Below are 25512 nucleotides of genomic sequence, written 5' to 3'. Positions count from 1 at the left end.
TCGAGCGCGGGCTTCCGATTGCGGCCGACACCCCCTCGTGGGGTGGCCGCCCCGAGACCAACCACTGCCGGATCTCGCACGGTGCCTCACGCCCCGCGCGCCCGATCCCTTGGCAGCGAGAACGAAAGAAGACCGTCGTGAGCAAGCGGACTTTCCAGCCCAACAACCGCCGCCGGGCCAAGAACCACGGCTTCCGCGCGCGGATGAGCACCCGCGCCGGCCGCGCCATCCTCGCCGCGCGTCGCCGCAAGGGCCGCGCCGAGATCTCGGCCTGACCCGTTTCGGTGCTGCCGGCAGACCGGCGGCTGCGCACTAGCGCTGATTTCGCGGCGGTTCTGCGTCGCCGTGGACGGGTCAGCGCCTCCGCGCACCTGCTCATCGTTCATGCCAATCGCCTGCCCGGCCGGGAAAACCTTCCGAGCCGGGTTGGCTTCGTTGTGGGCAAGAACGTCGGCAATGCCGTGCTCCGCAATCGGACCAAGCGTCGGCTGCGCGAACAGTGCCGCGCCCGCCTCGCGCTGCTGGTCGAGGGCACGGACTATGTCGTGCGGGCGCAGCCCGCAGCCTCCGGAGCGCCGAGTTCGGCCCTCGGCTCGGCCCTGGATGCCGCCCTGGCGGACCTGTCCACCCGCGGTGGGGAACGACGATGAGCGGCGGCCGCACCATTGGGCGGGTGCTGGCATACCCCCTGATCGTGCTGATCAAGGGCTACCAGCAGCTGATCTCCCCGCTCACCCCGCCGAGCTGCCGCTACTACCCCAGCTGCTCGGCATATGCCGTGACCGCCCTGGAGCGGTTCGGCCCGGTCAAAGGCAGCTATCTCGCCGCCCGCCGCCTGCTGCGCTGCCACCCCTGGGCTCCCGGCGGCGTCGACCACGTGCCGGAGCGCACCCCCAAGACCCCTTCGCCGCCGGCGAACCCCACCCCCCTCTCGTCGAGTTAGGACAGCATGGGCGACTTCTTCAATAGCGTGCTCTACCCCATTGAGTGGGTGGTCGCGTGGATCATGTACGGCTTCCACCAGTTCTTCTCCGCGATCGGTATGCCCGAGGCGTCCGGCTGGACGTGGGGTCTGTCGTTCGTCGGTCTGGTCATCGTCATGCGGGCCGCGCTGATCCCGCTCTTCGTCAAGCAGATCAATGCCTCTCGCAAGATGCAAATGATCAGCCCCGAGATTCAGAAGATCCAGGCGAAGTACAAGGGCAAAACCGATCCGGAATCGCGTCAGAAGATGACGCAAGAGACGATGGAGCTTTATCGGACGACCGGGACCAATCCGTTCTCGTCCTGTCTGCCGATCCTGGCGCAGTCCCCCATCTTCTTCGGCCTGTTCCGGGTGCTCAACGGCCTGGAGTCGATCGCGCGCGGGGATCGAGACGCGATCGGGCCGATCACCAAGGATGTCGCGAGCCAGGCCGAGCAGGCGATGCTCTTCGGTGCCCAGCTGTCCGACCGGTTCATCGGTGCGGACACCCTGAACACCAAGATCGTCACGATCGTCTTGATCGTCTTGATGTCGGTGACGACCTTCACCACCCAGCGCCAGCTGATGACCAAGAACATGCCAGCCTCGGCGCTGGACAACCCCTTCGCGCGCCAGCAGAAGGTGCTGCTCTATGTGCTGCCGCTGGTCTTCGCGATCTCGGGTGTGAACTTCCCGATCGGTGTCCTCATCTACTGGTTCGTCACGAACGTCTGGTCGATGGGCCAGCAGTTCTATGTCATCCGTCGCAACCCGACCCCGGGTTCGCTTGCCGAGAAGGCGCTGCACGAGCGTCGCGCCCGCAAGGGCAAGCCGATCACGCCGGGCGCCGCCGTGGCCGGTGGTGGGGCGATCGTCGAAGACGAGGCGCCCAAGGCTCCCGGATCCGGGCAACGGCAACAGCCCAAGCGCAAGGACCGCCAGCGCAAGCCCCAGACCCCGCCGAAGGGTCCCAACTCCCCCAAGCCGCCGAAGACCGAGGGCGAGGTCGGCACGGCCGGTCCCCAAGACGCCCCGGGCAAGAACTAAGGAGTGCCGCCGATGAGCGAACAGAACACCCAGCTGGAGACTCCCGAGGTCGATGGGTATGCCGATCCTTCCGCCCCCGTGGAGGCCGCGGAGGACTCGTCCGCGGACGGTGCTGACGAGGCGCTGACGGACGGTGACCTCGCCGAGAGCGAGGACACCGCGGAGGATGGTGCCTCGGAGGATGGCGACGCGCAGGATGGCGACGCGCAGGATGGCGGCGCCGCGGCGCCGCGCCGCGGTGGCCGCAAGGCGCTGCTCGAACGCGAGGGCGAGGTGGCCGCAGACTTCCTAGAGACGCTGCTCGATATCGCCGACCTCGACGGGGACATCGACCTCGATGTCGATGGTGATCGGGCGGCCGTGGCGATCGTCGACTCCGACGAGGGCCGCGTCCCCCGCCGCCTTGTCGGCCCCGGCGGCAAGGTGCTCGACGCCCTCCAGGAACTGACCCGTCTGGCGGTGCAATCCGCCACTGGCGAGCGCTCGCGCCTGATGCTGGATATCGCCGGTCACCGCGCCGAGCGTCGCAACTCTCTGATCGAGTCGGCGCGCGTCGCGATCGAGGAGTGCCGCACCACCGGCCAGCCGGTCGACTTGGAGCCGATGACCGCCTTCGAGCGCAAGGTCGTCCACGACGAGGTCCTCGCCGCCGGTTTGGTGTCGGAGTCTTCGGGTGTTGAGCCGCGGCGGTATGTCGTGGTCCACCCGGCCGCCTCCTGAGCCCGGTGAGCGAGGCACCGGCGGGAGCGAACGGCATACCTCCGGAGCCGCCGGCGGTTGCTGCAGCGGTCTTCGGGGACCGGCTTGAGCTCGCCGAGAGCTTCGTCGCGATCCTCGCCGACACCGGCGTCTCGCACGGCCTGATCGGGCCGCGCGAGGTGCCCCGGCTGTGGGAGCGGCATGTCCTCAATTGCGCGGTGGTCGCCGAGGCGATGCCGACGGCTGACGCATCGGTGATCGATGTCGGCTCCGGTGCCGGATTGCCTGGTCTGGCCCTGGCCATCGCCCGTCCCGACCTGCGGGTCACACTGGTCGAGCCGATGCTGCGGCGGACCACGTGGCTTTCGGAAACCGTTGCGGCGCTTGGTCTTTCCGGGGTTGAGGTATGCCGTGGGCGCGCCGAGGAGTTCCACGGCCGTCTGTCCGCGGACTATGTCACGGCCCGGGCCGTGGCGGCCTTGGACAAGCTGGCCGGGTGGTGCGCCCCGCTGACGCGCGTGGGCGGTGAACTGGTGCTGATGAAGGGCGATAACGCCGCCGACGAACTGGCCGCTGCCGCGCCGGTGCTGTCCCGCTTGGGGCTCGGGGCCGGGCAGGTGCGGGTCGTCGGTCAGGATCTGCCGACGCCGACGACGCTGGTCGTCATCGGCAAGGAGCGCGAGCCGGCTGGGGCGAAGCGCCGGGGCAAGCGTCGGTAGTTTCCGTGGTGATGCACGACGATGAAGTGCCGATCGATGAGCACATCGTCCGCGCGCTGATCGACGAGCAGTTCCCGTCGTGGCGGGGCTTGCCGGTCACGCGCCTGGCGACGGGCGGGACCGTGAACGCGATCTTTCGGATCGGCGATGATCTCGCGGCCCGCTTTCCGCTGCGCGGGATGCCTGTCACGGACGCTCGCTCGTGGCTCGTGTCGGAGGCGGCCGCTCAATCGGAGTTCGCGCAGGTCAGCGGCCTGCCGACGCCTATCCCGGTCACTATCGGCTCCCCTGGCCTGGGATACCCGATGCCCTTCGCCGTGCAGACCTGGGTTTCTGGACGGGTGCCTGGGGTTGGCGAGTTCGCGGACTCGGATGCTCTGGCCGACGATGCGGCCGCCTTCGGGCCACCCTGGGCTGCGGGGATATCGAGTAACAGCGTGGCCGCGCCTGGGCATTCGTGCAGGCCATGGGCCTAGTCCACTACTACGCCGACACCAATCCCGGCATGCACGCCCTCGGCCTGCGGACGCTGCAGGAGATCCTCGCGGCCAACTGATGACCGTGCAGCCAATCTCAAACGTGCTTCTTCGCCAGTCCGGGGAGATCCAGAAGACCGGGCCCTTGCAGGCCCTGCATCGAGGCCCCCGATGCAGGGCATTGCCAGCAGGACTCCCTTACCGGGTGCCGGAGTAGCCTCTGAGGCTGTCCAACAGGTACCTGACCGCCTCCGGCCAGGAGGACATGACCGCGATCCCGGCCGGGTGTCAATGGCCAAGTGGAGGTCCCCGGTTTTGGCCAGGTGAAAGTCCCCACCCTCTGCGGGTTGTTCAGGGGGTCAGGGGCGGTCCTCCTCGACGTTGGCGGGCTTGGAGCATGCGGTAGGACTGGCCGTTGGTGATGACGGTGGTGGCGTGGTGGAGGAGCCGGTCGAGCATGGAGACAGCGGTGGTGTGTTCGGGCAGGAACCGTCCCCAGTCCTCGAAGGAGTGGTGGGAGGCGACGCCGAGGGAGCGGCGTTCGTAGGCGGCGGCGACGAACCGGAACAGGAGCTGTGCGCCGGTGTCGTCCAGGGGCGCGAACCCGATTTCGTCGATGAGCACGAGGTCGTTGCGGAGCAGGGTGTCGATGACTTTGCCGACGGTGTTGTCGGCGAGTCCTCGGTAGAGGGTCTCGACGAGCTCGGCCGCGGTGAGGTAGCGGACGCGGTGTCCGCGGGTGACGGCGGCGTGTCCCAGGGCGATGAGGGTGTGCGACTTGCCGGTGCCGGCCGGCCCGATCAGGGCGAGATTCTCGGTGGCGTGGATCCACTCCAGCGAGGTGAGGTAGGCCCAGGTCGGGGCGGGGATCGAGGATGCGGCCAGGTCGAACTCGTCGGTTGTCTTGACGACGGGGAAGGTCGCGGCCTTGAGGCGGGCTCGGGCGTTGGAGTCGTCGCGGGCGGTGATTTCGGCCTCGACCAGGGCGCGGAGCACCTCTTCGGGTGTCCAGCGTTGGGTCTTGGCCGTGACGAGCAGCTCGGGGGCGAGCTGACGCATCGCGGCGAGCTTGAGGCGGCGCAGGCCCGCGGTCAGGTCGGCGTCCAGGGCCGGGACGGTCGCGGCGCTCACGAGGACACCGCCGTCGGCGCGTACTCGGTCAATGATCGCGGGTGCGCGACGGGGAGGTCCACGACGAGGGCGTCCCCGGCCGAGCGCGGGCTGGCCACGCCGAGGCCGGCCTGCAGGATGGAGCGGACGTCACTGGCTTTCCACCGTCCGAACGCGACCGCCCGTTCCAGCGCTGCGGTCACCGCGGCTTCGCCGTGGGCGGCGGTGAGGGCATTCAGGTCGGCCAGCTCCGGTCCGAGGCGGGTGTGGCCGGCGGCGGCGGCGCCGGCGATGAACGCCTCCGCGGCGGGTCCGAGCGCGCAGAACTGTTGCTCGGCAACGGTTCTCGGGCGGATCGCACGCACTGGGGTGGCCGGGCGCGGGCCGCCGTAGTGGTCGTCCAGGATCGAGGTGGCACCCGGCCCGAGGAGCGGGTGCTCGGCGTGGACGACACCGGTGGCGGGGTCAATCAGCAGGACCCGGGCCCCGTCGACGATGACCGCGACCTGGGCGCCGACCAGGGCCTTCGGCGCGGAGTAGCGGGCCGAGCCCCACCGGATCGTGGACAGCTTGTCGACCTTCCGGGTCGCCGGCGCCGGCCCGATCCGCGGCCTCAGCGACGGCAACGGCGTCAACAGCCCCGCCTCGGTGACCAGCCGCTCCTTGGGGACCGTGCACGTCTCGGAGTGTTCGGTCGCGTTGACCTGCTCACACCACTCGGCCGCGGCACGGTTCGCCGCGGCCAGGTCGGCCAAGACCGTTGCGGCAGCGGCGGTCTCGTCGCCGCCGAGCCGCTCGGCGTGCTCGAGCAGCAGTGGCCGGAGCAGGTCGGACTTGCCATACCCGACCAGGTTCTCCACGATCCCCTTCGAGGCCGGGTCGGCCGCCTCGCAGAAGTCGGGCCGGAACCGGTAATGCGTCGCGAACCGGACGTACTCACTCGTCGGGACGACCCGGTTGGCGACGACGCCGCCCTTGAGGCAGCCCATCCGGTCGGCCAGCACCACCTTCGGGGCCCCGCCGATCACCTCGAAGCACTCGGCGAGCATGCCCATCGTCGTGGCCGCCTTCTCATCCGCGGCGAACCGGACGAACCGGAACCGTGACCACGCCAGGACCGCGCAGAAGACGTGGACGCCGGCAACCACACCCCAGTCGATGACCAGGTGCTCACCCGGAGCCCACACCGCCGGACGACGCGGGTGTCCCCGCTCGGCCCGGAAGGTCTTCTTCTCCGCCGCGACCAGGCGGCGGAAGTTCCGCGGCGACCCGGCATAACCGGCCGCGCGGGCCCTGGGCAGGAGCCGCTTGGCGCTGACCCGGCCCCGCGCCGACCGGACGGCCTCGGCAACCAGGTCACGCACGCACTCGTAATTCGCCGGCCGCGGCTCCCGCCCCGGGCGGACCTCGCCCGAGGCGTGCCGTTCCACGACCCGCTTGACCGTCTTGTGAGTCGTGCCGCAGACCTCGGCCGCGCCACGGTAGGTGCCCACGTTCTCGTAGGCGGTGATGATGTCCAACTCTTCCCTCATGTTCTTCAATGGAGCTCCCTGGGCGGTGCGGTGACAGGCTTCGACACCGCCACCGTTCACCGTCCAGGGGCTCAGCTCACGGACGACACGAGCAGAGGGTGGGGACTTTCACTTGGCCACCAGCGGGGACCTCACATGGCCACCAGCGGGGACTTTTCCATGGCCACGGACACCGGGACACTCCCCATCGGCGGAGCCGGATGGACGCCCAGCCCGCCGGTGAACAGCACGCGGCGATCAACATCTGCCAGGTGGTTAAGCACCGACAGCCGATCATCGACAAAGTGAGTGACCCCCAGGCGGCGACAGATCGGCGCCTTGTCCGCCCGATCCCGCACGAAATGCACCTGGGACTCCAGCAGCGGGCCGGGGAGCATTTCCTGCTCCGCCAGCCACTGCCTACTCAAAGTCGCGATCCTCGGTCCTGCTTTCGAGACGATGTGAACTCGGCAGTCGAAAGCCGCCAGAAGACGCTCGACAGCCTCGCCCGCCCCGTCAACAGCAGGCGTCTCCATCGGGCGAGACCCGAAGAACGAGGTGTCCTCGCCCTCAGCTAGCCGATCCACCAGCACACCGCCGATGTCCAGCCCTAACACTGGCTGAACCGTTCGTCGACCGGAGTATCGAGGCACGATCACCAGTCAACCGCAAGCGAAACAGTGCAGACCCGCACAAACGACGTCGCGCCGCCAGAACCGAGCTAGGACACCCCACGAAGTTCTCCCACGCAGAGCGTGGGACCCACGCTCGTCCCGCTTACGCAGAGCGTGGACCCAGCTCCGATACTTCGCGGGGACCCCGTCCACGACTTTCGCAACAGGGCCTAGCACACCAGAAAAGCGTTACACCCGGGCTGGCATTGACCCGTGTACGGAGCGGACATCGCGCCATGCCGATTGCCCGCCGACAAGCTCACACAGTCGTTCAACAGCGTGTTGAACAACAACAAGGTCTAGAAGTGTAGAGAATTATAGGGATTTATAGAGGCATGTCCGCGACCTCACCGGCCTCGACGACAGCACCTGCACGCCCCCAGCCGTCGCAGCCCCCACCGAGCACCCCTAAATCGAACAGCGGCCCGACCCCACCCGGCACCCGCAGAGCCAGACCGCTACGGCTCACCCTTGCTCGGGCAGGTGGTCGCTGGGATCGACGCCCATAGCGGCGAGGATGCGGCCGAGGTCCTCGAGGGTCGCGAACTCGATCGTGACCCGGCCCTTCTTGGCGCCCATCGCGATTTTGGCGCGGGTGTCGAGGAAGTCCGAGAGTCGGGATTCGATGTCGATCAGCTCCGGTCGGGGTGTCCCGGCGCGGGGTGTGCGGCGAGCCCTCTCCGGCTCATCCGCCTCGCCGAGAGCGACGATCTCCTCGACGGTTCTGACTGAAAGTCCCTCTGCCACAATGCGTTGCGCGAGTCGCTCCATCGCTCCGCCGTCGCCGAGGCCGAGGAGGGCGCGAGCGTGGCCGGCCGAAAGAACACCGGCTGCGACGCGGCGCTGGACCAGCGGCGGTAGCTTCAGCAGCCGGAGCGTATTACTGATTTGCGGGCGGGAGCGGCCGATTCTCGTGGCCAGTTCCTCCTGGGTACACCCGAAATCGTCGAGGAGCTGCTGGTATGCCGCCGCCTCCTCCAGGGAGTTCAGCTGGCTGCGATGCAGGTTCTCTAGAAGGGCATCCCGCAGCAGATCATCATCAGCGGTTTCGCGCACGATCGCCGGGATACTCGTCAGGCCCGCAGCCTGCGACGCGCGCCAGCGCCGCTCACCCATGACCAGCTCATAGCCCTCGCCCACCGGCCGCACGACGACCGGCTGCAAGACACCGATCTCCCGGACGCTGGTCGCCAACTCTTCCAGTTCGTCGGGATCAAAGACCGACCGTGGCTGTCGCGGGTTCGGCGTGATGCGCTCGAGCGGAATCTCGGCAAAATGCGCCCCGGGAACCGGCACCAGGTCGCTTGACCCATCGCCACTGCCGGGAGCCGGGACGGCACCTGAGCCGGCTGCGCCGGAGGGGTGAACGATTTCGAAATCTACGGAATCACTTGCAGCAGAGCGGTTTTCCGACAAAGAGTCGCCGTCGAGGACTGGTGGCGACGCCCCTCTGTCGGGAAAGAAGACGTCCACCGGACGGTCGTTGCGGTCCTGGGACGGTGCCGGCGGTATGAGGGCACCCAGGCCCCGGCCGAGGCCGCGTCGTCTCTCATTCATCGGACATCTCCTTCATCAGACGTGCTCGCGCCGTGGTCGCGATGGGCAAACTCGCGGGCGGCAGCCCGGTAGCTCAACGCCCCAGTGCCCGTCGGGTCGTAGGTCATGACGGTTTGGCCAAAGCTCGGGGATTCGGACAGCCGGACCGATCGTGGAATGGTCGAGCGCAGCACCTCTCGTGGGAAGTGCCGTCGCACCTCTTCCGCCACCTGCGCCGCTAGGTTCGTGCGCCCGTCCACCATGGTCAGCAGAATGGCGCCGACGGCCAAGTCCGGATTCATCGACGCCTGGACCAGACCGATCGTCCGCATTAGGGCCGTCAGCCCCTCCAGCGCGTAGTACTCGCCCTGGATGGGGATGAAGACCTCATCCGCCGCGACCAGCGCATTCAACGTCAGCAGCCCCAGACTCGGCGGGCAGTCAATGATCACGTAGTCGGGCGTTGGCCTGCGAGACCGATCGAGCGCCGAATAGAGGTGATCGATCACCTGCTTCAACCGGCGCTCCCGGTGCGTCAACCCCACGAGCTCGATCTCCGCGCCAGCCAGATCAACCGTCGACGGCGCACACCACAGGCCCGGAATGTCCGGACACTCCTTCACGACCCGAATCAGCGGCCGCTCGTCCACCAGGACGTCATAGATGCCGAGATCGTCGTCATCATGCGCGATCGACAGCGCCGTGCTCGCATTCCCTTGCGGGTCCATGTCGATCAGCAGCACGCCCAAGCCATCCTGCGCCAGCGCCGCGGCCAGGTTCACCGCCGTCGTCGTCTTACCGACTCCGCCCTTCTGGTTCGACACCGCCACGACCTTCGGTCGCCGCGGTCGCGGCGCCTTCACCCGGTCCGTGCGACTAGGCACCGTTTCACGTGAAACATCGCCGCCGCCCAATCCGCGAACCCCCGCCGTTTCACGTGAAACATCGCTCTGCACTAGTCCACCCTACGCGCCAACGGGACGCGAGGGCGGCATTCGCTCCGGGAGCACGGGGGCTCCGGGGAAGCCCTCGGGGCAGGAGATTCGGGAGAGAGCCCAGAGGGGCAGTGGAGGAGCGGAGTCGAGCGAGGCACGAGCGAGCGCAGCGACGAGTTTCCTGCCCCGAGGGCTTTCTGCCGCCGCGCCGCGAGAAATGCGTCGTGACCTAGAGGACGGAGGCGTCGAGGTCGAGGGTGACGCGGTCGGAGGCGGCGAGGATGTTCAGGAGGGGGTCCACGGTGGGGAGTTCGCGACGGAAGAAGTAGGCGGCGGCGGATCGCTTGCCGTCGTAGAACGGGCCGTCCTTGTCGGCGACGGCGAGCAGCTGGTCGAGCCAGAGCCATGCGACGACGATGTGACCGGCGGCATCGAGGTAGAGCGAGGCATCGGCCGTCACGGCGGCGGGGTCGTCGAGGCCGGCGAGGCCTTTGGTGACCTCGCCGAGGCGGGCGACGCGGGGGGCGAGCAGGGCGGCATACTCCGCAGCCTGACCACCGGCGGTTTGGGCGCGCTGCACGGTGTCGGCCATGCGGGCGCCGAGCAGGCCGAGGGCGCGGCCCTGATCCATGAGCACCTTGCGGCCGAGCAGGTCGAGCGCCTGGATGCCGTGCGTGCCTTCGTGGATGGGGTTGAGGCGGTTGTCGCGGTAGTGCTGCTCGATGTCGTGGTCGCGGGTGTAGCCGGCTCCGCCGAGGATCTGAATGGCCAGGTCATTGGCCCGCGGCCCCCACATCGACGGCCAGCTCTTGACGATCGGGGTCAGGAGGCCGAGGACGGCATTGGCTTCGTCGGCGCGATCCGGATGAGCAGCCGCGTCATCGACGAGGCGGGCGGCATACAGCACGAGGGCGAGGGCGCCCTCGGCATACGCCTTCTGGGCCAACAACATTCGCCGGATATCGGGGTGCTCGACGAGGGGCACCTGTGGGCTCCCGGGCCCGGTGCCGACGGGCCTGCCCTGGAGGCGTTCGCGGGCATACGCGAGGGACTTCAGGTAGCCCGTCGTGGCGAGGGCGGTGGCGCCGAGACCGACGCCGATGCGCGCCTCGTTCATCATCGTGAACATGATCGGCAGGCCGCTGCCCTCCGAGCCGATGAGGTAGCCAACCGCGCCGGGTAGGCCACCGGGCTGGAAGGCACCATCGCCGAAGACCGGGGCCGTGTTGACGGTGCCGCGGTAGCCCATCTTGTGGTTGATGCCAGCGAGGGTGACGTCATTGCGTTCGCCGCGCGAACCGTCTTCTGCCACAAGGTATTTCGGCACAAGAAAGAGCGAGATGCCGCGGGTCCCGGCAGGTGCGCCGGGGGTGCGGGCGAGCACGAGGTGGACGATATTGTCCGAAAGTTCGTGGTCGCCGCCGGAGATCCACATCTTGCGGCCGAAGACCCGATAGCTGCCGTCATCCTGAGGCTCGGCGCGGGTCGTGATGTCCGCGAGGCTGGAGCCCGCCTGCGGCTCGGAGAGTGCCATCGTGCCGAAGAAGTGGCCATCGAGCATCGGCGGAACGAAAGTCTCGCGCAGGCGCGAATCCCCATGGTGGGCAATGAGGTTGGCGGCCGCAGTGGTCAGGAGTGCATAGGCACCGGTCCCGGCGTTCGCCGCGTGGAACCACGAGAGGGCGGCGCTGAAGACGGACGCTGGCACCTGCATACCGCCAACGGCCTCCGGCAGGGCGGCGGCGACGAAGCCGGCCTCGGCGAAGGCCTTGAGCGCGACGCCGGCTTCCGGCACGACGTGCACGGTGGTGCCGTCGAAGCTCGGTTCCTGGAGATCGCCGAGCCGATTGTGCGGCGCGAAGAGATCGGTCGACAGCTGCTCCGCGAGGTCGAGCGCCGACGCGACCGTCTCGGGCGTGTGCTCATCAAATGGCTTGTGCTGCAACAACTCCGCCGTGTCGAGCCACTCGAACAACACGAAGTCCAGGTCGCGCCGCGACATGATCACGCTCATCGGGCCATCCTCTCAGCAGGCCCCTTGGGAATGACGAAGGGGCCACCCGCACACTGCGGGTGGCCCCTCGACGGGGCTAGGCACTCAGCCCAGGAAGGGCTCCAGCTCGCGGAGCAGCTTCGGCTTCGGCATCGCGCCGACAAGCGTCTTGACGATCTCGCCGCCGACGACGACGTGCATCGTCGGGATCGAGGTGATGCCATAGCGGCGGGTGACCTCGGGGTTTTCGTCGGTGTTGAGCTTGACGATCTTCAACTTGCCGTCCTGGTCGTTGGCGATCTCTTCCAGGACCGGGGCGACCGCGCGGCACGGGCCGCACCAGGGCGCCCAGAAGTCCACGAGCACGGGCGTCTCGCTCTGCAGGACGTCGGCGTCATAGGTGGTGTCAGTGGTGGTCACGGTGCCGGCCATATCGGCATACCTCTCGTTGGTCGGGTGCAGGTCTGGATAGGTGAACGTCAGTGGTGGGCCAAGAATTTCTCGGCGTCCAGGGCGGCGGCGCAGCCGCTGCCGGCGGCGGTGATCGCCTGCCGATAACGCTTGTCGACCAGGTCGCCGCAGGCGAAGACGCCGTCGACATTGGTCAGGCTGGTGCGGCCCTGGGCCAGGACGTAGCCCTCGTCATCGAGGTCGACGACGCCCTGCACGAGCTCGTTGCGCGGGTCGTGACCGATCGCGATGAACAGGCCGGTGACCGGCAGCTCGCGGGTTTCGCCGGTGACGGTGTCGCGCAGCGTGACGCCGGTGAGCTTGTCCTCGCCGTGGATGGCGGTGACCTCGCTATTCCAGGCGAACTGGATCTTCGGGTCGGCAAAGGCGCGGTCGGCCATGATCTTGGAGGCGCGCAATTCGTCGCGGCGGTGGACGATCGTCACCGACTTCGCGAACTTGGTCAGGAAGGTCGCCTCCTCGACAGCCGAGTCGCCGCCACCGACGACGACGATGTCCTGGTCGCGGAAGAAGAAACCATCGCAGGTCGCGCACCAGCTCACGCCGTGCCCGGAGAGCCGCTTCTCGTCGGGCAGGCCGAGCTCGCGGTATGCCGATCCCATCGCGAGGATGACCGCCCGCGCCTGGTAGGTGTTGCCCTCGCCGTCGGTGACGCTCTTGATCTCACCGGTCAGGTCCACTGCCGCGACGTCGTCGGTCACGATCTCGGTGCCGAAGCGCGCCGCCTGGGCGCGCATGGTCAGCATCAGATCCGGGCCCATGATGCCCTCTTCGAAGCCGGGGAAGTTTTCGACCTCGGTGGTGTTCATCAGCGCGCCGCCGGCGGTGACGGCACCCTCGAAGAGCAGCGGCTTGAGCGCGGCCCGCGCGGCATAAATGGCGGCGGTATAGCCCGCCGGACCAGAGCCGATGATGATGACGGAGCGCACGTCCGGCTGGCTCGACACGTCAGGAATCCCTTCGCGGGTGAGGCGGTGAATCGTCCGATCGCCGGCTCTTGCGCACGAAGGCGCCGCGCGGCGATACGGGCTACAACCGATCCTAGGTCACCCCACGAAGTTCTCTGCTCGTACCTCGCTCCGATACTTCGCGGGGGCCCCGATCAATGGTTGCGTAACACGGCAGTGGTGCTATTTGTTCCACCGTTTGACGGCGACCCGATGCCGGTCAGGGCAGGGTGACCGGTCCCGCGAGGATCTGCGGGTCGGCGGCGGAGCAGTTCTCGGTGACGACATACGCGCGGGCCTCGCCCTGGACCTCGGTGACGATCAGCACCGCCGCCCCCGCCTCGAAGGATCCGAAGTCGACTCGCAGCGGCGCGTCGGGTGCCGCGCCGAGCCCCTGGGCGCAGCCGCGGGCTGCCTCTTCGACGGCGAGGCCGCCGGCGGGGGTGGTGGCGTTCTGGGTGATGCGCGTGGCCATCAGCTCGGCCGCCTGGGGGGCGAGCTTGTCGACGGTGTATGCCGTCCCGCTGGCCGACACGGCGAAGCCGGACAGCGAGTCATAGCCTGAGGCGGCTCCGGTTCCCGACATCGTCACGCTGCCAGAGCTGGATGCGGAGGAGGTGCCACCCCCGGCCGCGCTATCGGAATTGCGCTCAGTCGCGGATTCATTGGCCTGTCGGGGACCGCTCAAGGTCGCGCCAGCCGAGGTGGACGAGGAGCCATTCATGCCGCCGATCAGGGCCTTCACGAGCGTTCCGCCGCCGACACCCACGACCGCGATGGCGGCCGCCGCGGCGAGCAGCGGAAGAGCCCGGGAGCGGCGGCGCAAAGGCACGACGGTCGCGCCATCGGCATACTCCTGATGCGCGGGGCCAGCGGGCACGGCGGGCACCTCGGGAGCGGGCTCCTCATCCCAGATGCTGCCGGATTCGGCATACCGCGCCTCGCGCTCCAAGGCGGCGAGGATTCGGGCGGAGAGGTCCTCGGGCATCGGCCCGGGATCGGGGAGCGAGGACAGCAGCGCGCGCATGCCCGTGGGGTCGTCCTCAATGGGGACATTGCCCATGTCGGGGGTGGTCACCGCCGGCTCCCTCGGTCGATTGGCATCGCGCGGCGCCGGCCCTGCGGACCGGGATACGCGAGTGTGGTTCTCGGCTGGGACGTCATGACGCGCTATCCGGTTCCACGGCGGCTTCTTGGGTGGCCGGCGGGTCCTTCTCGGCGAGGATCTGCGCCAGTGCCGCTCGGCCGCGGAAGCAGCGGGACTTGACCGTGCCCTCGGCGACTTCGAGGATCTGGGCGGCCTCGGCGACGGGCACGGCATACATGTCGACCAAGACAAGGGCGGCCCGCTGCTGCTCGGGCAACTGGGCCAGCGCCTCCTGGACGGTCAGGCGGATATCGACATCGCGCGGGGCGTCCGCGCCATCGGTCAGGTCGAACTCGGGCAGCTCGCTCGTCGGCTTGATGCGGCGCAGCCGGTCCAGGCAGGCGTTGACGGTGATCCGATGCAGCCAGGTTGTCACGGCCGCCTCGCCGCGATAGCTGTCGCTGCGCCGGAAGGCCGACAAAAAGGCGTCCTGGACGGCGTCGGCGGCCAGATCGGGGTTGCCGCAGGTGCGCAGCGCGACCCCCCACATCCGGTCCTTGTGCCGCCGGAAAAGCTCGCCGAAGGCGTCCGGATCACCATGCGTATGCCGATGCATCAGCTCCTTGTCGGAGCAGTCGGGCAGGTCCGCCGCACCCCAGTTGGCTGGGTCGTCGAGCGTGCCGGTTTCGGTCATCCGAGCACGGCGATTTCGGACAGCATCGCCCGCCAACGCCCGTCGGCGACCTGCGGCGCGTCAGTGAACCAGACGATGACATAGCGGCCGGTGGCGGAATCGGTGACCGGCACCGATACCTCGCCCTGCTGGTTGGTGACGGTGCCGATGAGGTTGGCGCCAGTGCGGTCCGGTTCGGAGCCGAGGTAGAGCTCCAGGCTGGACGGATTCGGCAGGGTCAGGGTGATCGAGCTGGGCGTGACGTCTTGGCCGAGGTCGACGACGAGCCCGACGCCGGACTTTAGGCCCCCGAACTTGGGGCCTTGATAGCCCTCGGACTGCCAGAAGGTGCTCGGGTCTTCGTCGAAGACGCGGGCCGCCTGGTCGTTGTTCTCGGCGCCATCACCCTCGGGGTCGTAGCCGGTTGCGCCGACGATCGGAACGGCCTCCGCGGTGCCGGCGGGCGGCTCGGTGGTGGTCTGGCTGGAGGTGCTCGACGCGCTGGTCGGGTGGATGGTGTCGGGCCCGAGGATCGCCTCGAGATTCGACTTCGGCGGCCGGAAGGCGACGGCGCCGGCGACGATGCCGATGACGGCCAGCGCGGCGGCGAAGGTGGCCAGCACGAAGCGGCTCTGCGCGCGGCTCGGTTGGGCGCCCGCTTCGGCGGGCAGCAGGGGCGCTGGCGCTTCGAGTTCTGGCTGTTGCGGGGCCTGGTCGATGGAGACTTCCGAGGCGGCTTCCTCGCGGCGGATGGCGGCCTTGAGTTCGCGATGATCGGAGGTCGCCCCCTCCGACCGGCCGATGGCGTTGCGGGTGCGCTCGCTCAGGCCGCCGAGACCGCTGCGCGTGCGCGCGGCGAGCTTCTTGCCGAAGGCGCCCGCACTGTCCAGCGCGCCCGAGATGGCGGCGCTCGCCGCCGCGCCAGCCCCCGCCGCTCCGGCTGCGGTCGTGGTGGAGCCTGCCGCTGCCGACCCGGCTGCTGCTGTCCCAGCCGCTGCCGCACCGGCGGCTGCTGTCCCAACCGCTGCGGTACCGGCCGCGGCCGCCTTCTTTCCGGGTATGCCGTCACTCCGCGGCGTCGTCGTGCCGGGTTTGGTTGTGTCTGAGTCAGAGGTGCCTGGATCAGGCGTGACTGGCGAGGTCACGGGGCCAGCAATGGCGGCCTTGTCGTCGCTCCCGCGGCCTCGGCCGAGCCACGACATCGGCCCGCGAGGTCCCGTCTCGATGGGAGCAGTCACATCGTTCGCGGCGGAAGTGTCGCTCCCAGGAGCGGCGCCAGCATTCGCGGAGTCAGCCTCGCGCGCCGCCTGACGACCCGTGGCAGCCGCGGCGCCAGTCGCCGCCTCGGCGCCCGGGTCGGTTGAGGTGTCCTCGCCCGACCCCGCGGCACGCGCGGCACCGACGGCCGCACCGCCAATACCTGCACCGCCAACGGCAGCGGCACCCGCGAGCCCCGGGGTGCTCGCGTGGCTGCCGAGTAGCGGAATCTCCAGCGAGTCGTCCTCGCGGCCGGTGCCCGGGATCGCCAGCACATCCCGTTCGGCGACCGAGAGGCTGGGCCAGGGGGCGATTTGCGCGGCATAGTCACCCGGCGAGACCGGCCCGAGGTTTTGGTTCAGCGTCAGGTGCGCGATGGTGTCGAGATCGGCGGGTATGCCGACGGCGATCTCGGACGGTCGCGGAACGCCGCCGACAACCTTCGGCGCGGGCGGCAGGCCGACATCGCCGCCGAGCGGCCAGCGGCCGGTGAGGCCGGCATACGCGAGCGCGACCAGGCCCTTGGCGTCGCGCCGCAGCGCCCGCTTGCCACCGACATGATCCTGGCCGGCGAGGGCGGCCTGGGTGGCGAGACCGGTCAGCTTGACCGAGCCATCCGGCATACGCAGGACGTTGTCCGGAGTCAGGCCGAGGTGGTGCAGGCCGCGACGCGAGGCAGCGTCGAGAGCCAGCGCGACCTCGCCGGTCAGGCGGCGCACTTCTTCGGCAGCCATGCCGATGCCGCCGGCGAGGGAGGTCAGGGATTGGGCGCCGTCGAGGCTCTCCTCGACGAAAAAGCCGTGATCGAACTCGCTGCCAACATCCAGGACCCGCACCAGGCGCGGATTGTCGACACCGGCGGAGCGGCTGGCGGCATCGAGAACGGCCGCGGTGGTCGGCGCCGAGAGCGGCATGACGACGAGCGTGACGAGCTGATCGGTCTCGTTGTCCTGAGCGCTCCACACCTCCGCCTCGCCCTGCGTCGAGAGCGCGCGGACCGTGACATAGCGCTGATCGCCAATCACGGTTCCGGGGTGCAAGCCCGTCACAACGGCTCCTTTACGAGGCGGCGGCCGACCCGGGCGGACCCCGGCGTCGAGCGGCCCCATCTTAGTTCGGGTATGTCCGAGCGGCCGGGAGGCGGGCTCAGCGGCGCAGGCGGCGGGTGATCGGGCCGAGCAGCTGGCCGATCTCGGGGACGCCGAGGCGGTGAGCGATCGACCAGGTCACCGCGACATACAACGGACCCAGGAGCGCGGCGACGCCGACCGCACCGAGCCAGCCGGCATCGAGCCCACCGGGCAGCAGCTGATGCACCCCCCAGACGACCGCGAGCGCGACCCCCGAGGCGAGCAGCAGGCGGACATGCTGACGGATGGTCTTGGATAGGCCGAGGGAACCGAGGCGGCGGCGCAGCACGACGAAACCCAAAGCCGCACCCACCGCATTGCTCACGGTCTGCCCCACGCCGACCCAGATGCCGGTCGCGGTGACGGGGGCGGCATACGCGATGAGGTTGAAGATCGTGGAGATGATCGTGACGACCACCTGGAAGCGGAAGGGCGTGCGGGCATCCTCATAGGCGTAATACACGCGGTTGACGAGATAGAGCCAGCCGAAGGGCAGCAGGCCGATGAGCATCGCCGCGAGCACGCCGGCGATGGCGCGCGTCTCGGCGGGATTCGTCAGGAGCAGGGCGCGGACGGCATATGGCGCGAAGAAGAGCCCGGCGACCGCGATCGGGACGGTCAGCGGGGCGGGGGCGCGCAGGCCATGGTTGAGATCGGCGATCACGGTGCGGCGGTCGTCGCGGCGCGCGGCATTCGCCAGCCGCACGAAGAGGGCGGTGGTCAGCGAGACCGTGATGAGCGAGTGCGGGAGCATGAAGAGCAAGAAGGCGTTGTCGTATGACGCCTTGCCCGCCGCCGTGAGGTGCTCCCGGTGCGCGATCTCGCTGGCCCGGGTGAGCACCTGGCTGGTGACGACGAAGCCGAGCTGACTGACGAGGACAGCGGCGAGGGACCACAGCGCGACGGTCGAGGCCGAGCGCAGGCCCACGCCGCGGAAGCCGAAACGCGGGCGATAACGGAAGCCGCTGCGGTGCAAGGGAATCACCAGGAAGAGGCCCTGCACGACGATCGAAAGCGTCATCGTGCCGGCGAGCAGCCAGATCATCCCGGGATCCCACTGATCCGGGCCGACCTTGCGCGGCAGGCCGAGCACCCAGAAGGCGGCCAGGCCGGCGATCGAGACGATATTGGCCAGCACCGGCGCCCACATATAGGCGGTGAAGCGGTTGCGCGCGGTCAGGACGTTGCCCAGCAGGGTGTAGACGCCATAGAAGAAGATCTGCGGCAGACACAGATAGGCGAAGGTGACGGCGAGTTCGACCGTCGTCAGGCTGCCGCCGTCGAGGAAGGCGCGCACCAGCCAGGGGGCGGCGGCGAGCGCCACGGCGGTGGTGGCAGCCATGAGGAGCAGGGCCAGGGTGAGGAGGCGATTGACATAGTCCTCGCCGCCATCGTCGTGGGTGCTGGCCTTGACGATCTGCGGGACGAGGACAGCGCCGATCATCCCGCCGGCCACGAGCAAGTTGATCTGGTTGGGCAAGGTGTTGGCGACGGAGAAGGCATCGGCGGCCAGGCCCGTGCCGCCGATGACGCCGACGAGCATCGTCGCGCGGACCAGGCCGAGGATGCGAGAGACCAAGGTGCCCGAGGCCATCAGGGCGCTCGCGCGCCCCAAACTGGGGGTTTCGCTCACGCGCTGATCGATCCTTCGGTGCTGGTCCGGCGGCGTCGGCGGGTGCGCCAGCGGCCGGCCAGGAGCAGGAGTATGGCGACCGCGCCGATCACCCAATAGAACCAGGAGCCGGTGGGGTAGGCCCGCACCTGCACCGTGTCGTCATTGCCGAAGTGCTGCCCGGTCGGGGTGTAGAGGCTGACCCGGATCGGCACGGTCGCGGCGGCCAGCGCTGTCGCCGGCACTCGGACTGTGGTGCGCGAGTGCGGCCCGATCGTCACCGGGGCGGGGCTGCCGGTGAGCCGGAAACTCGGGACGAGTGAGTCGAGACGGACGGTGACATTTTCGACGGCCACGTCGAGGTCGTTTTTCACGGTCACCTGCAATTGGCCGGAGTCGGCGAAGAAGTTGATCCGTCCCGGCACGACGGAGACGCCGTCACGCGCCTGATTGCCGGCCGCCTTGATCGCCTCGATCGCCGGTCGCAGCGCCGCCCGGTCGGCCCGCCACCGGCTGCTGAGCATTTGCTCGTGGACCTGCGACCAGTAGGCCCAGTTGTCGGTGCCGTCGGTGCGGACCTCCGCCAGCCCGGCGAGCGCGTCCATGCCCCGCTGGATCACCTCCACCCGGGCGGGGGTCAGGCCATCGCGAGCCAGGCTCGGGTCGCGCGGGACGTCCGCGGGCGCGCTCGCCTCCGGCGCCTGCTCGGGTATGCCGCTGCCCGTCCCGGCAGCGTCGATCAGCTCATCGAGGGTGCCGGGTTGGATCCAGGGGGCGGTGAGCAGTGCGGTGAGGGTCGGGCGCAGGCTGGCGCTGGAGGCATCCAGCGTGCGCGGGGCTGCCAGCAGGATGCGGCGCGGCGTGCCGGGGAACTCGCCGAGCAGGCCGAGTGTGTCGGCAAGCATCCGCTGCGCAGTCAGGGCGCCTGTGCCGTCGCCTGAGGCCCCGCCCGGCGAGCCGGCGCGCGAGCCGTCGGCGGGGAGGGTGAGGAGCAGATTGCCCAGCCGGTCGTCATACGTCAGGACGGCGGAGCCGTTCGGCCCAGGATGCGGGGCCTGGTCGGTGTTCTTGTCCGGCAGGGCGGACTCGGGGCCGAGGACGGCGCGGATTCCGGGCTGGCCGGCCGCCGTGAGCAGGGCGCGCACCCGATCGGTGCCGACGCGGTTGTCGGCCGGCCAGAGGATGTCGGTGCGTGCGCCGGGAAGGCCCTTGGCGATGGTGCGCGTGGCCGCGAGGGCGGGGGCGATGAGGCCCGATTGTCCGGGCAGGTTCAGCAGACCGGCGAGGTCGGCATCGGCATAGGGCAGCAGCAGCGGGCTGTGACCAGCGAGCCGGGCGCGCAGGGCGGTGTCCGCAGTGCGGCGCAGCCGAGCTTCCTCACGCTGAGCCGACGTGATCCGGTCCCATGCGGCGCCGGCCTCGGCCTCGGTGGGCCGGACATCGGGGATGGCCGACGGCGGATTGAGCAGGGTCGGGTCGATCGCCCAGGTGACAGGAAGATCCTCGGTCGCGTCCAGGAGGCGCTGGAAGCGCGAGGTGTCGGCGAGTTGGGTGCGCCAGGCGGCGAGGCGGGGGGCGGCATACGTCCCGAGCAGGGCCGGATCCGGGTCGAGGGTGAGCGGGACCAGGACGGCGAGGCGCAGGGGCTCATATTCCATCCGGCGCTGCATCGGCACGAAGGTGCGCAACTGCGTCCCCGCGACCGAAATCGCCATGGGGAGGGCGCCAAAGGCCGCACCCTCCGGGCCGGGCGCGGGAACGGTGAGTATGAAGTTCGCTCGCCCTCCCGGTCGCAGGTCGCCGGTGGTCGAGAAGTGGTCGATGAGGCTGGTCTCGATAGCGCTGGGGCGGCCGGTGGCCCAGGCGGCGATGGCGTCACGGCCGGCGAGGGGAGTGAAGGAGCCGGTCAGGCGCACATCGGGGGCCGGCACGGTTTCGGCCCCGGTGTTGATGACCTGGCCGGTCAGCGTGACCTCGGAATCGGCGGTGGCGATGGCCGGCATGACGGTCGAGAGGAGGAGTTTCAGGCTGGTGGCCGGGGTGGCGCGGGGCGCCGTGCTGGGGGTCGCCTCGGCGGGTCGGACAGCGCCGGGCAGGGCGAACACCAGGGTCGTGGCGAGGGCCACGAGCGCGGCGATCAGGGCCGGCCGGGTCCGGCTCATTCGCCGCCGGCGAGGCGCTGCCATGCCTCCCGGGCGATGCGCCGTTCATTGGGGAAGGTCAGATGGCGGTGCGCGTCCTGCAGCGGCAGCCAGGCGACGTCGACGGCCTCCTGGTCGGGGTCCTTCTCGATCGTCAGGTAGCCGCCGATGGCCTCGAGGAGGTAGTGGTGCACGAACTTGTGCACGCGACGGTCGCCGGTGGCGAACCAGTAGTCGATGGTGCCCAGCTTGATCAGGACGCGTGCCTCGATGCCGGTCTCCTCTTCAACCTCGCGCGCCGCCGTCTCGCAGAGGGTTTCTTGGCCCTCCATATGGCCCTTCGGCAGGCACCATTCGAGGCGCCCAGCGCGGTTGCGACGCGCGATCACGGCGATCCGCGCGATGCCGCCCTGCACGTCCACGACCACCCCGCCGGCCGAGCGCTCCTCGACGGCGGGCAGCCGCCTCGCGGCTCGTCCGTGAGCAGGGTGACTCATGGGGTCACTCTAAAGGGGTGGCCTTGGACGTGGGCGAATGCCGCTGCGGGCAGGCCGCTTTGGGGTGCGGGCGGAGTCCGTGGCTGTCGCTCTTTTTTCTCCGGATGCCGAAAGTCTGCGCTTTACCCCTGCTTTCTAGCGCCTCGAAGTGCAGACAACCGGCATCCGGAGAAAAACGTGCAGTGGCCCGGACCGTCCGCCGAATCGGACGTAGGGCGGGTATGCCGGGGCGCACGGCATACGGTTTCCCCGTGGACTTCGAGAACTCCGAGATGCTGCGGCGCGCCGTCGCGCACCTCGGCCCGTCGCTGCCGCTGCTCACCGACCTCGGCGAGCGCTTCGCGGCGGCCGGGCATGAGCTGGCGCTGGTGGGCGGGCCGGTCCGAGATGCCTTCCTCGGCCGCACCTCGCCTGATCTCGACTTCACCACCAGCGCCCGGCCCGAGCAGATCGAGGCGATCCTCAAGCCGTGGGCGAGCACGACCTGGGATATCGGCCGGGCCTTCGGGACGATCGGCGGCTATCGCGACAATGTCACCGTCGAGGTGACGACCTATCGCGCCGACGCCTATGACGGCGTGACCCGCAAGCCGGTCGTCGCCTTCGGAGACAACCTGCACGACGATCTGCGGCGCCGCGATTTCACGGTCAATGCGATGGCCCTGCGGCTGCCGGACCTGACCTTCGTGGATCCGTATGACGGCCTCGACGCGCTCGTCAAGCGGCGCCTGCGCACGCCCGCCCCGCCGGAAGTTTCCTTCGGTGACGATCCCCTGCGGATGATGCGGGCGGCGCGCTTCGCGGCGCAATTGGGCTTCGATCTCGCGGCGGATGCGGCCGAGGCGATGCAGGCGATGGCCTCCTCGATCGAGATTGTGTCGGCGGAGCGGGTGCGCGATGAGTTCAGCAAATTGCTGCTGGCGCCGGCGCCGCGTCGCGGTTTGGTGATGCTCGTGGACAGCGGGCTGGCGGATCACTTCCTGCCCGAGTTGCCGCGGCTGCAGTTGGAGATTGACGAGCACCACCGGCACAAGGATGTCTACGAGCACTCGCTGACAGTCCTGGATCAGGCGATCGGTCTCGAGGGCGGCTCGGGTCCGGATGCCGTGCCGGGTCCGGATCTGGTGCTGCGCCTGGCCGCCCTGCTGCACGACATCGGCAAGCCCGCCACGCGCCGGTTCGAGGGCGGCGGCGGGGTGTCCTTCCATCACCACGAGGTGGTCGGCGCCAAGCTCGCGCGCGCCCGGCTGCGGGCGCTGCGCTATGACAAGGAGACGGTGAAAGCCGTCACCCGGCTGGTGGAATTGCACCTGCGCTTCCACGGGTATGGGGATGGGGCGTGGACCGATTCGGCGGTGCGCCGGTATGTCGCGGACGCCGGGGAGCTGCTGTCCCGGCTGCATCTGCTGACTCGGGCCGATTGCACGACGCGGAACCAGCGCAAGGCTCGCCGGCTGTCCCAGACGTATGACGAGTTGGAGCGCCGGATCGCCGCGCTGCAGGAGGCCGAGGAACTCGCCGCCGTGCGCCCGGAATTGGACGGTCACCAGATCGCCGAGGTGCTCGGCATACGTCCGGGTCCGGTGCTCGGGCGCGCCTATGCCTATCTGTTGTCGGTGCGCCTGGACGAGGGTCCAATTGGCCCGGAGGCGGCCGCGGATCGGCTGCTCGCGTGGTGGGCGGATCAGCCCGAGTGCAGGTAATTCGACAACAATCTCGCATTTGCCGGGCCGTTGTCGGACGGGACGAGTAGCGTGCGGCCATGCGTGAATTGGGGAAGAGCGTCGGCATCCGGCGCCTGCGGTCGGTGGGGGTTGCGGCGCTGGCCGCCGGGGTCGCGGTGCTCGGGGCGGCGCCGGCACAGTCAGCTGCAGGCGGGGATGAGCTGCGTATGCCGGGTGCATCGGCCGCCCGCGGCACCCCCGGGGCGCACCACTTCTACCCCTATCCCGTCTACTTTTCTGGGGCCGCCCCGGCGGCCTTGTCCCAGGCCGATTTCACCGAGGTGATGAGCCAGGCCAATAGCTATTGGTCGACCGCCACCGGTGGGCAGATCACGGTCGCCAAGGGCTGGGACATGCCCACATGGCAGAAGCTGTCGATCACCTCATCGCAGGAGGCGTCCTGCGATGTCGATGCGATCACCAAGGCCGTCCGGGCCAAGGTCGGCTCGGCCGGCGATCGCGACCACCTCGTCGTCATCCTCAATGGCCTGTCGCAGTGCGATTTCGGTGACCGTCCCCAGTTCGGTCTGACCCGCCTCGGCGACGGTTTCACCATCGTTAATGGTTCCTTCACGACCGGTGTCGCGCTGCGCACGCTCGCCCGCAATGCCGGTGTCGGCTTCGCTGGATCGCTGAACTGTGTCAACGGCTCGACGCCGGTGCCGATCTCCGGCACCTGCACCGGCAACAACACCAGCGACAACCCCTGGGACCCGACGGGATCCATGCCCTATGGCCGTGCCGGGACGCCGATCGCGGACACCTTGGCCACTTTGGGCGTCCTGCCATCGGATGCCTCGACGCAGGTGGTGCCGGGTCCGGCTCGCTCCATCACGCTGACCCCCCTCAGCTCCGGCGCCGGGCTGCGTTCTGCGTGGTTCGACCTCGGCAGCTACCGCTATCTCGTCGACTATCGGGTGCCCTCCGGGCTCGACGCCTGGATTGACGATCGCACGTGGACCTCGTCCGGCGGTGTCGTCGCGGACCCCGGCGGTGGCGTCACGGTGCACCGCATCGACATGAGCAAGCCCGCCAGCGAGCGCGCCCGGCTGGTGGTCGACTTCCACCCCGACGCCAGCGTCTCGAGCACCGCCCGTCATCCTGGCCTGGCCCAGGGTGAGTCGTATGCCAATCCGGACGGTTCGTTCGCGATCTCGGTGACGGCGGCAAGTTCGGCCAGCGCCTCGATCTCGATCAGCTTCCCCGGCATCGACAAGGTCGACCGGTGGTCCGGTGACGACCGCTATTCGACGTCGGCGACCATCTCGTCGGGTGTTTACGGCCCCGGAGTGGATGTCGCCTATGTCGCCAGCGGCGAGATCTACACTGATGCCCTCTCTGGGGCGCCGGTTGCCGGCCGCAGCGACGGTCCGGTGCTGCTCGTCTCGGCCAAGGGCATCCCCGATGTCATTGCCACGGAGCTGACCCGGCTCGCGCCGCACAAGATCGTCATCTTCGGCGGACCGGCCACGATCTCCCCGGAGATCGAGGCGCAATTGCACGACTTCACGACCGGGGAGGTCCAGCGCTGGTCGGGAGCGGATCGTTTCGAGACCTCTGCCGCAATTTCCGAGGTGAGCTTCGATCCGGGCGTCGCGACGGCCTATGTCGCCTCGGGCCGCGTCTTCACCGATGCGTTGTCCGGCGCTCCCGTCGCGGGCAAGACCGATGGCCCGGTGCTGCTCGTCGACACCGACAAGCTGCCCTCGAGCATCACGACCGAATTGCAGCGGCTCAAGCCGACCAAGATCGTCGTCTTCGGCGGGGCCAACACGATCACCGACGGGGTGCTGACCCAACTGCAGGCACTCGCCGGGACCGGCGGAGTCGATCGCTGGTGGGGCCCGGACCGCTTCTCGACCTCGGCGCAGATCGTCGACAAGGCCTATGGGCCCAATGGCGGCACCGTTTTCATCGCCTCCGGCCGGGTGTTCACCGATGCGCTCTCCGGCGCGCCGGCCGCGGGCACCTTGGAGTCGCCGGTGCTGCTCGTCGACACCGACAAGCTCCCGGACACCGTCGCCGCGCAATTGCAGCGGCTGCGCCCGGGCAAGATCGTCGTCCTCGGCGGGCCCAACACCATCTCGTATGGCGTCCAGGCCTCGCTCGCCCGCTACCTCCCCTGAGCCAATCCCCGGGGAAGTTTCCCAAGTAGTGCTAGCACCACTTAGGTGACTGTGCACATGTTGCAACGTGTCCACAGTCACCTAACTGGTGCTAGCACTCCGTCGGCGGCGCGCCTTAGCCCGGATCCACCGATGACGTTTTTGCTGTCGGCGCCGCGACGTTGAGGCTCGGTTGATGGTGTC

The 25512-nt window shown here is 69.2% G+C and carries 23 protein-coding genes; 9 read left to right on the top strand and 14 right to left on the bottom strand.

From position 1 onward, the window contains the following. The first annotated feature begins 137 nt into the window (after positions 1-137). The 7 genes from rpmH to ABD225_RS18110 are packed head-to-tail and all read left to right on the top strand — an operon-like array spanning position 138 to position 3905. Positions 138-275 carry a 50S ribosomal protein L34 gene (gene rpmH, locus ABD225_RS18140; protein WP_344088967.1) on the top strand — a complete coding sequence of 46 codons (138 nt, stop codon included), beginning with the start codon at positions 138-140 and terminating at the stop codon, positions 273-275. A 9-nt stretch (positions 276-284) separates the two neighbouring features. Beyond that, a complete protein-coding gene (gene rnpA / locus ABD225_RS18135) occupies positions 285-650 on the top strand; it encodes a ribonuclease P protein component (protein ID WP_344088965.1) in 366 nt (121 codons plus the stop codon). Then, a complete protein-coding gene (gene yidD, locus ABD225_RS18130; RefSeq protein ID WP_344088963.1) occupies positions 647-943 on the top strand; it encodes a membrane protein insertion efficiency factor YidD in 297 nt (98 codons plus the stop codon). Before rnpA ends, yidD begins: the two co-directional genes overlap by 4 nt. A gap of 6 nt (positions 944-949) precedes the next feature. Next, entirely contained in the window at positions 950-2011 is a 1062-nt protein-coding gene (yidC, locus tag ABD225_RS18125; protein WP_344088961.1) for a membrane protein insertase YidC, read from the top strand. A 12-nt stretch (positions 2012-2023) separates the two neighbouring features. After that, positions 2024-2731 carry a Jag family protein gene (locus ABD225_RS18120; protein WP_344088959.1) on the top strand — a complete coding sequence of 236 codons (708 nt, stop codon included), beginning with the start codon at positions 2024-2026 and terminating at the stop codon, positions 2729-2731. Positions 2732-2736: 5 nt separating this feature from the next. Then, entirely contained in the window at positions 2737-3429 is a 693-nt protein-coding gene (gene rsmG, locus ABD225_RS18115) for a 16S rRNA (guanine(527)-N(7))-methyltransferase RsmG (RefSeq protein ID WP_344088957.1), read from the top strand. Between the two features lie 11 nt (positions 3430-3440). Continuing rightward, positions 3441-3905 carry a protein kinase family protein gene (locus ABD225_RS18110; RefSeq protein ID WP_344088954.1) on the top strand — a complete coding sequence of 155 codons (465 nt, stop codon included), beginning with the start codon at positions 3441-3443 and terminating at the stop codon, positions 3903-3905. A 351-nt stretch (positions 3906-4256) separates the two neighbouring features. Here the strand turns inward: ABD225_RS18110 and istB are convergent, their stop codons facing one another. The 14 genes from istB to ABD225_RS18040 all read right to left on the bottom strand — a co-directional run bounded on the left by istB (position 4257) and on the right by ABD225_RS18040 (position 21479). Continuing rightward, a complete protein-coding gene (gene istB, locus ABD225_RS18105; protein WP_344088951.1) occupies positions 4257-5036 on the bottom strand; it encodes an IS21-like element helper ATPase IstB in 780 nt (259 codons plus the stop codon). Then, on the bottom strand, positions 5033-6556 hold the full coding sequence (gene istA / locus ABD225_RS18100; protein WP_344088948.1) for an IS21 family transposase: 1524 nt from the start codon (positions 6554-6556) through the stop codon (positions 5033-5035). The genes istB and istA overlap by 4 nt, the downstream gene beginning before the upstream one ends. Positions 6557-6678: 122 nt before the next feature. Further along, positions 6679-7185 carry a hypothetical protein gene (locus ABD225_RS18095; RefSeq protein WP_344088945.1) on the bottom strand — a complete coding sequence of 169 codons (507 nt, stop codon included), beginning with the start codon at positions 7183-7185 and terminating at the stop codon, positions 6679-6681. A gap of 480 nt (positions 7186-7665) precedes the next feature. Next, positions 7666-8757, bottom strand: a complete 1092-nt coding sequence (locus ABD225_RS18090) for a ParB/RepB/Spo0J family partition protein (protein WP_344088942.1) — start codon at positions 8755-8757, stop codon at positions 7666-7668. Beyond that, positions 8754-9560 carry a ParA family protein gene (locus tag ABD225_RS18085; protein WP_344088939.1) on the bottom strand — a complete coding sequence of 269 codons (807 nt, stop codon included), beginning with the start codon at positions 9558-9560 and terminating at the stop codon, positions 8754-8756. The genes ABD225_RS18090 and ABD225_RS18085 overlap by 4 nt, the downstream gene beginning before the upstream one ends. 340 nt (positions 9561-9900) lie before the next feature. Next, entirely contained in the window at positions 9901-11685 is a 1785-nt protein-coding gene (locus ABD225_RS18080; protein ID WP_344088936.1) for an acyl-CoA dehydrogenase, read from the bottom strand. Between the two features lie 84 nt (positions 11686-11769). Further along, the gene (gene trxA / locus ABD225_RS18075) at positions 11770-12126 is read right to left on the bottom strand and encodes a thioredoxin (RefSeq protein ID WP_344088992.1); all 357 of its coding nucleotides are present in this window, start codon (positions 12124-12126) and stop codon (positions 11770-11772) included. A gap of 17 nt (positions 12127-12143) precedes the next feature. Continuing rightward, positions 12144-13091 carry a thioredoxin-disulfide reductase gene (gene trxB / locus ABD225_RS18070; protein ID WP_344088989.1) on the bottom strand — a complete coding sequence of 316 codons (948 nt, stop codon included), beginning with the start codon at positions 13089-13091 and terminating at the stop codon, positions 12144-12146. Between the two features lie 211 nt (positions 13092-13302). Next, positions 13303-14160 (bottom strand): hypothetical protein, encoded by an 858-nt coding sequence (locus tag ABD225_RS18065; RefSeq protein WP_344088933.1) that lies wholly within the window; start codon positions 14158-14160, stop codon positions 13303-13305. An 82-nt stretch (positions 14161-14242) separates the two neighbouring features. Next, a complete protein-coding gene (gene sigM, locus ABD225_RS18060) occupies positions 14243-14863 on the bottom strand; it encodes an RNA polymerase sigma factor SigM (RefSeq protein WP_344088930.1) in 621 nt (206 codons plus the stop codon). Next, positions 14860-17148, bottom strand: coding sequence for a protein kinase family protein (locus ABD225_RS18055; protein ID WP_344088927.1), 2289 nt, complete (start codon positions 17146-17148; stop codon positions 14860-14862). The genes sigM and ABD225_RS18055 overlap by 4 nt, the downstream gene beginning before the upstream one ends. A gap of 97 nt (positions 17149-17245) precedes the next feature. After that, a complete protein-coding gene (murJ, locus tag ABD225_RS18050; protein ID WP_344088924.1) occupies positions 17246-18862 on the bottom strand; it encodes a murein biosynthesis integral membrane protein MurJ in 1617 nt (538 codons plus the stop codon). Then, positions 18859-21003 (bottom strand): DUF6049 family protein, encoded by a 2145-nt coding sequence (locus ABD225_RS18045; RefSeq protein WP_344088921.1) that lies wholly within the window; start codon positions 21001-21003, stop codon positions 18859-18861. Before ABD225_RS18045 ends, murJ begins: the two co-directional genes overlap by 4 nt. Continuing rightward, complete coding sequence (locus tag ABD225_RS18040) at positions 21000-21479, bottom strand: NUDIX hydrolase (RefSeq protein ID WP_344088918.1); 480 nt, start codon at positions 21477-21479, stop codon at positions 21000-21002. Before ABD225_RS18040 ends, ABD225_RS18045 begins: the two co-directional genes overlap by 4 nt. 221 nt (positions 21480-21700) lie before the next feature. On the opposite strand from ABD225_RS18040, the gene ABD225_RS18035 reads away from it, so the two are divergent. Next, positions 21701-23182 (top strand): CCA tRNA nucleotidyltransferase, encoded by a 1482-nt coding sequence (locus ABD225_RS18035; RefSeq protein WP_425564501.1) that lies wholly within the window; start codon positions 21701-21703, stop codon positions 23180-23182. 59 nt (positions 23183-23241) lie between these two features. Beyond that, entirely contained in the window at positions 23242-25329 is a 2088-nt protein-coding gene (locus tag ABD225_RS18030) for a cell wall-binding repeat-containing protein (protein WP_344088915.1), read from the top strand. Positions 25330-25512: the final 183 nt, after the last annotated feature.

The sequence above is a fragment of the Nostocoides veronense genome (assembly GCF_039531185.1).
Classification (GTDB): domain Bacteria; phylum Actinomycetota; class Actinomycetes; order Actinomycetales; family Dermatophilaceae; genus Nostocoides_A; species Nostocoides_A veronense.
Note: the sequence above shows the minus strand (reverse complement) of the source record. Positions and strands in the feature narration are given on the sequence as shown.

Bases quoted from the DNA above. Each gene is read 5' to 3' on its own strand.
- yidD (WP_344088963.1), top strand. From the start codon at position 647: ATGAGCGGCGGCCGCACCATTGGGCGGGTGCTGGCATACCCCCTGATC.
- yidC (WP_344088961.1), top strand. From the start codon at position 950: ATGGGCGACTTCTTCAATAGCGTGCTCTACCCCATTGAGTGGGTGGTC.
- ABD225_RS18120 (WP_344088959.1), top strand. From the start codon at position 2,024: ATGAGCGAACAGAACACCCAGCTGGAGACTCCCGAGGTCGATGGGTAT.
- ABD225_RS18110 (WP_344088954.1), top strand. From the start codon at position 3,441: ATGCACGACGATGAAGTGCCGATCGATGAGCACATCGTCCGCGCGCTG.
- ABD225_RS18090 (WP_344088942.1), bottom strand. From the start codon at position 8,757: ATGAATGAGAGACGACGCGGCCTCGGCCGGGGCCTGGGTGCCCTCATA.
- ABD225_RS18080 (WP_344088936.1), bottom strand. From the start codon at position 11,685: ATGAGCGTGATCATGTCGCGGCGCGACCTGGACTTCGTGTTGTTCGAG.
- sigM (WP_344088930.1), bottom strand. From the start codon at position 14,863: ATGACCGAAACCGGCACGCTCGACGACCCAGCCAACTGGGGTGCGGCG.
- ABD225_RS18045 (WP_344088921.1), bottom strand. From the start codon at position 21,003: ATGAGCCGGACCCGGCCGGCCCTGATCGCCGCGCTCGTGGCCCTCGCC.
- ABD225_RS18040 (WP_344088918.1), bottom strand. From the start codon at position 21,479: ATGAGTCACCCTGCTCACGGACGAGCCGCGAGGCGGCTGCCCGCCGTC.
- ABD225_RS18035 (WP_425564501.1), top strand. From the start codon at position 21,701: ATGCCGGGGCGCACGGCATACGGTTTCCCCGTGGACTTCGAGAACTCC.
- ABD225_RS18030 (WP_344088915.1), top strand. From the start codon at position 23,242: ATGCGTGAATTGGGGAAGAGCGTCGGCATCCGGCGCCTGCGGTCGGTG.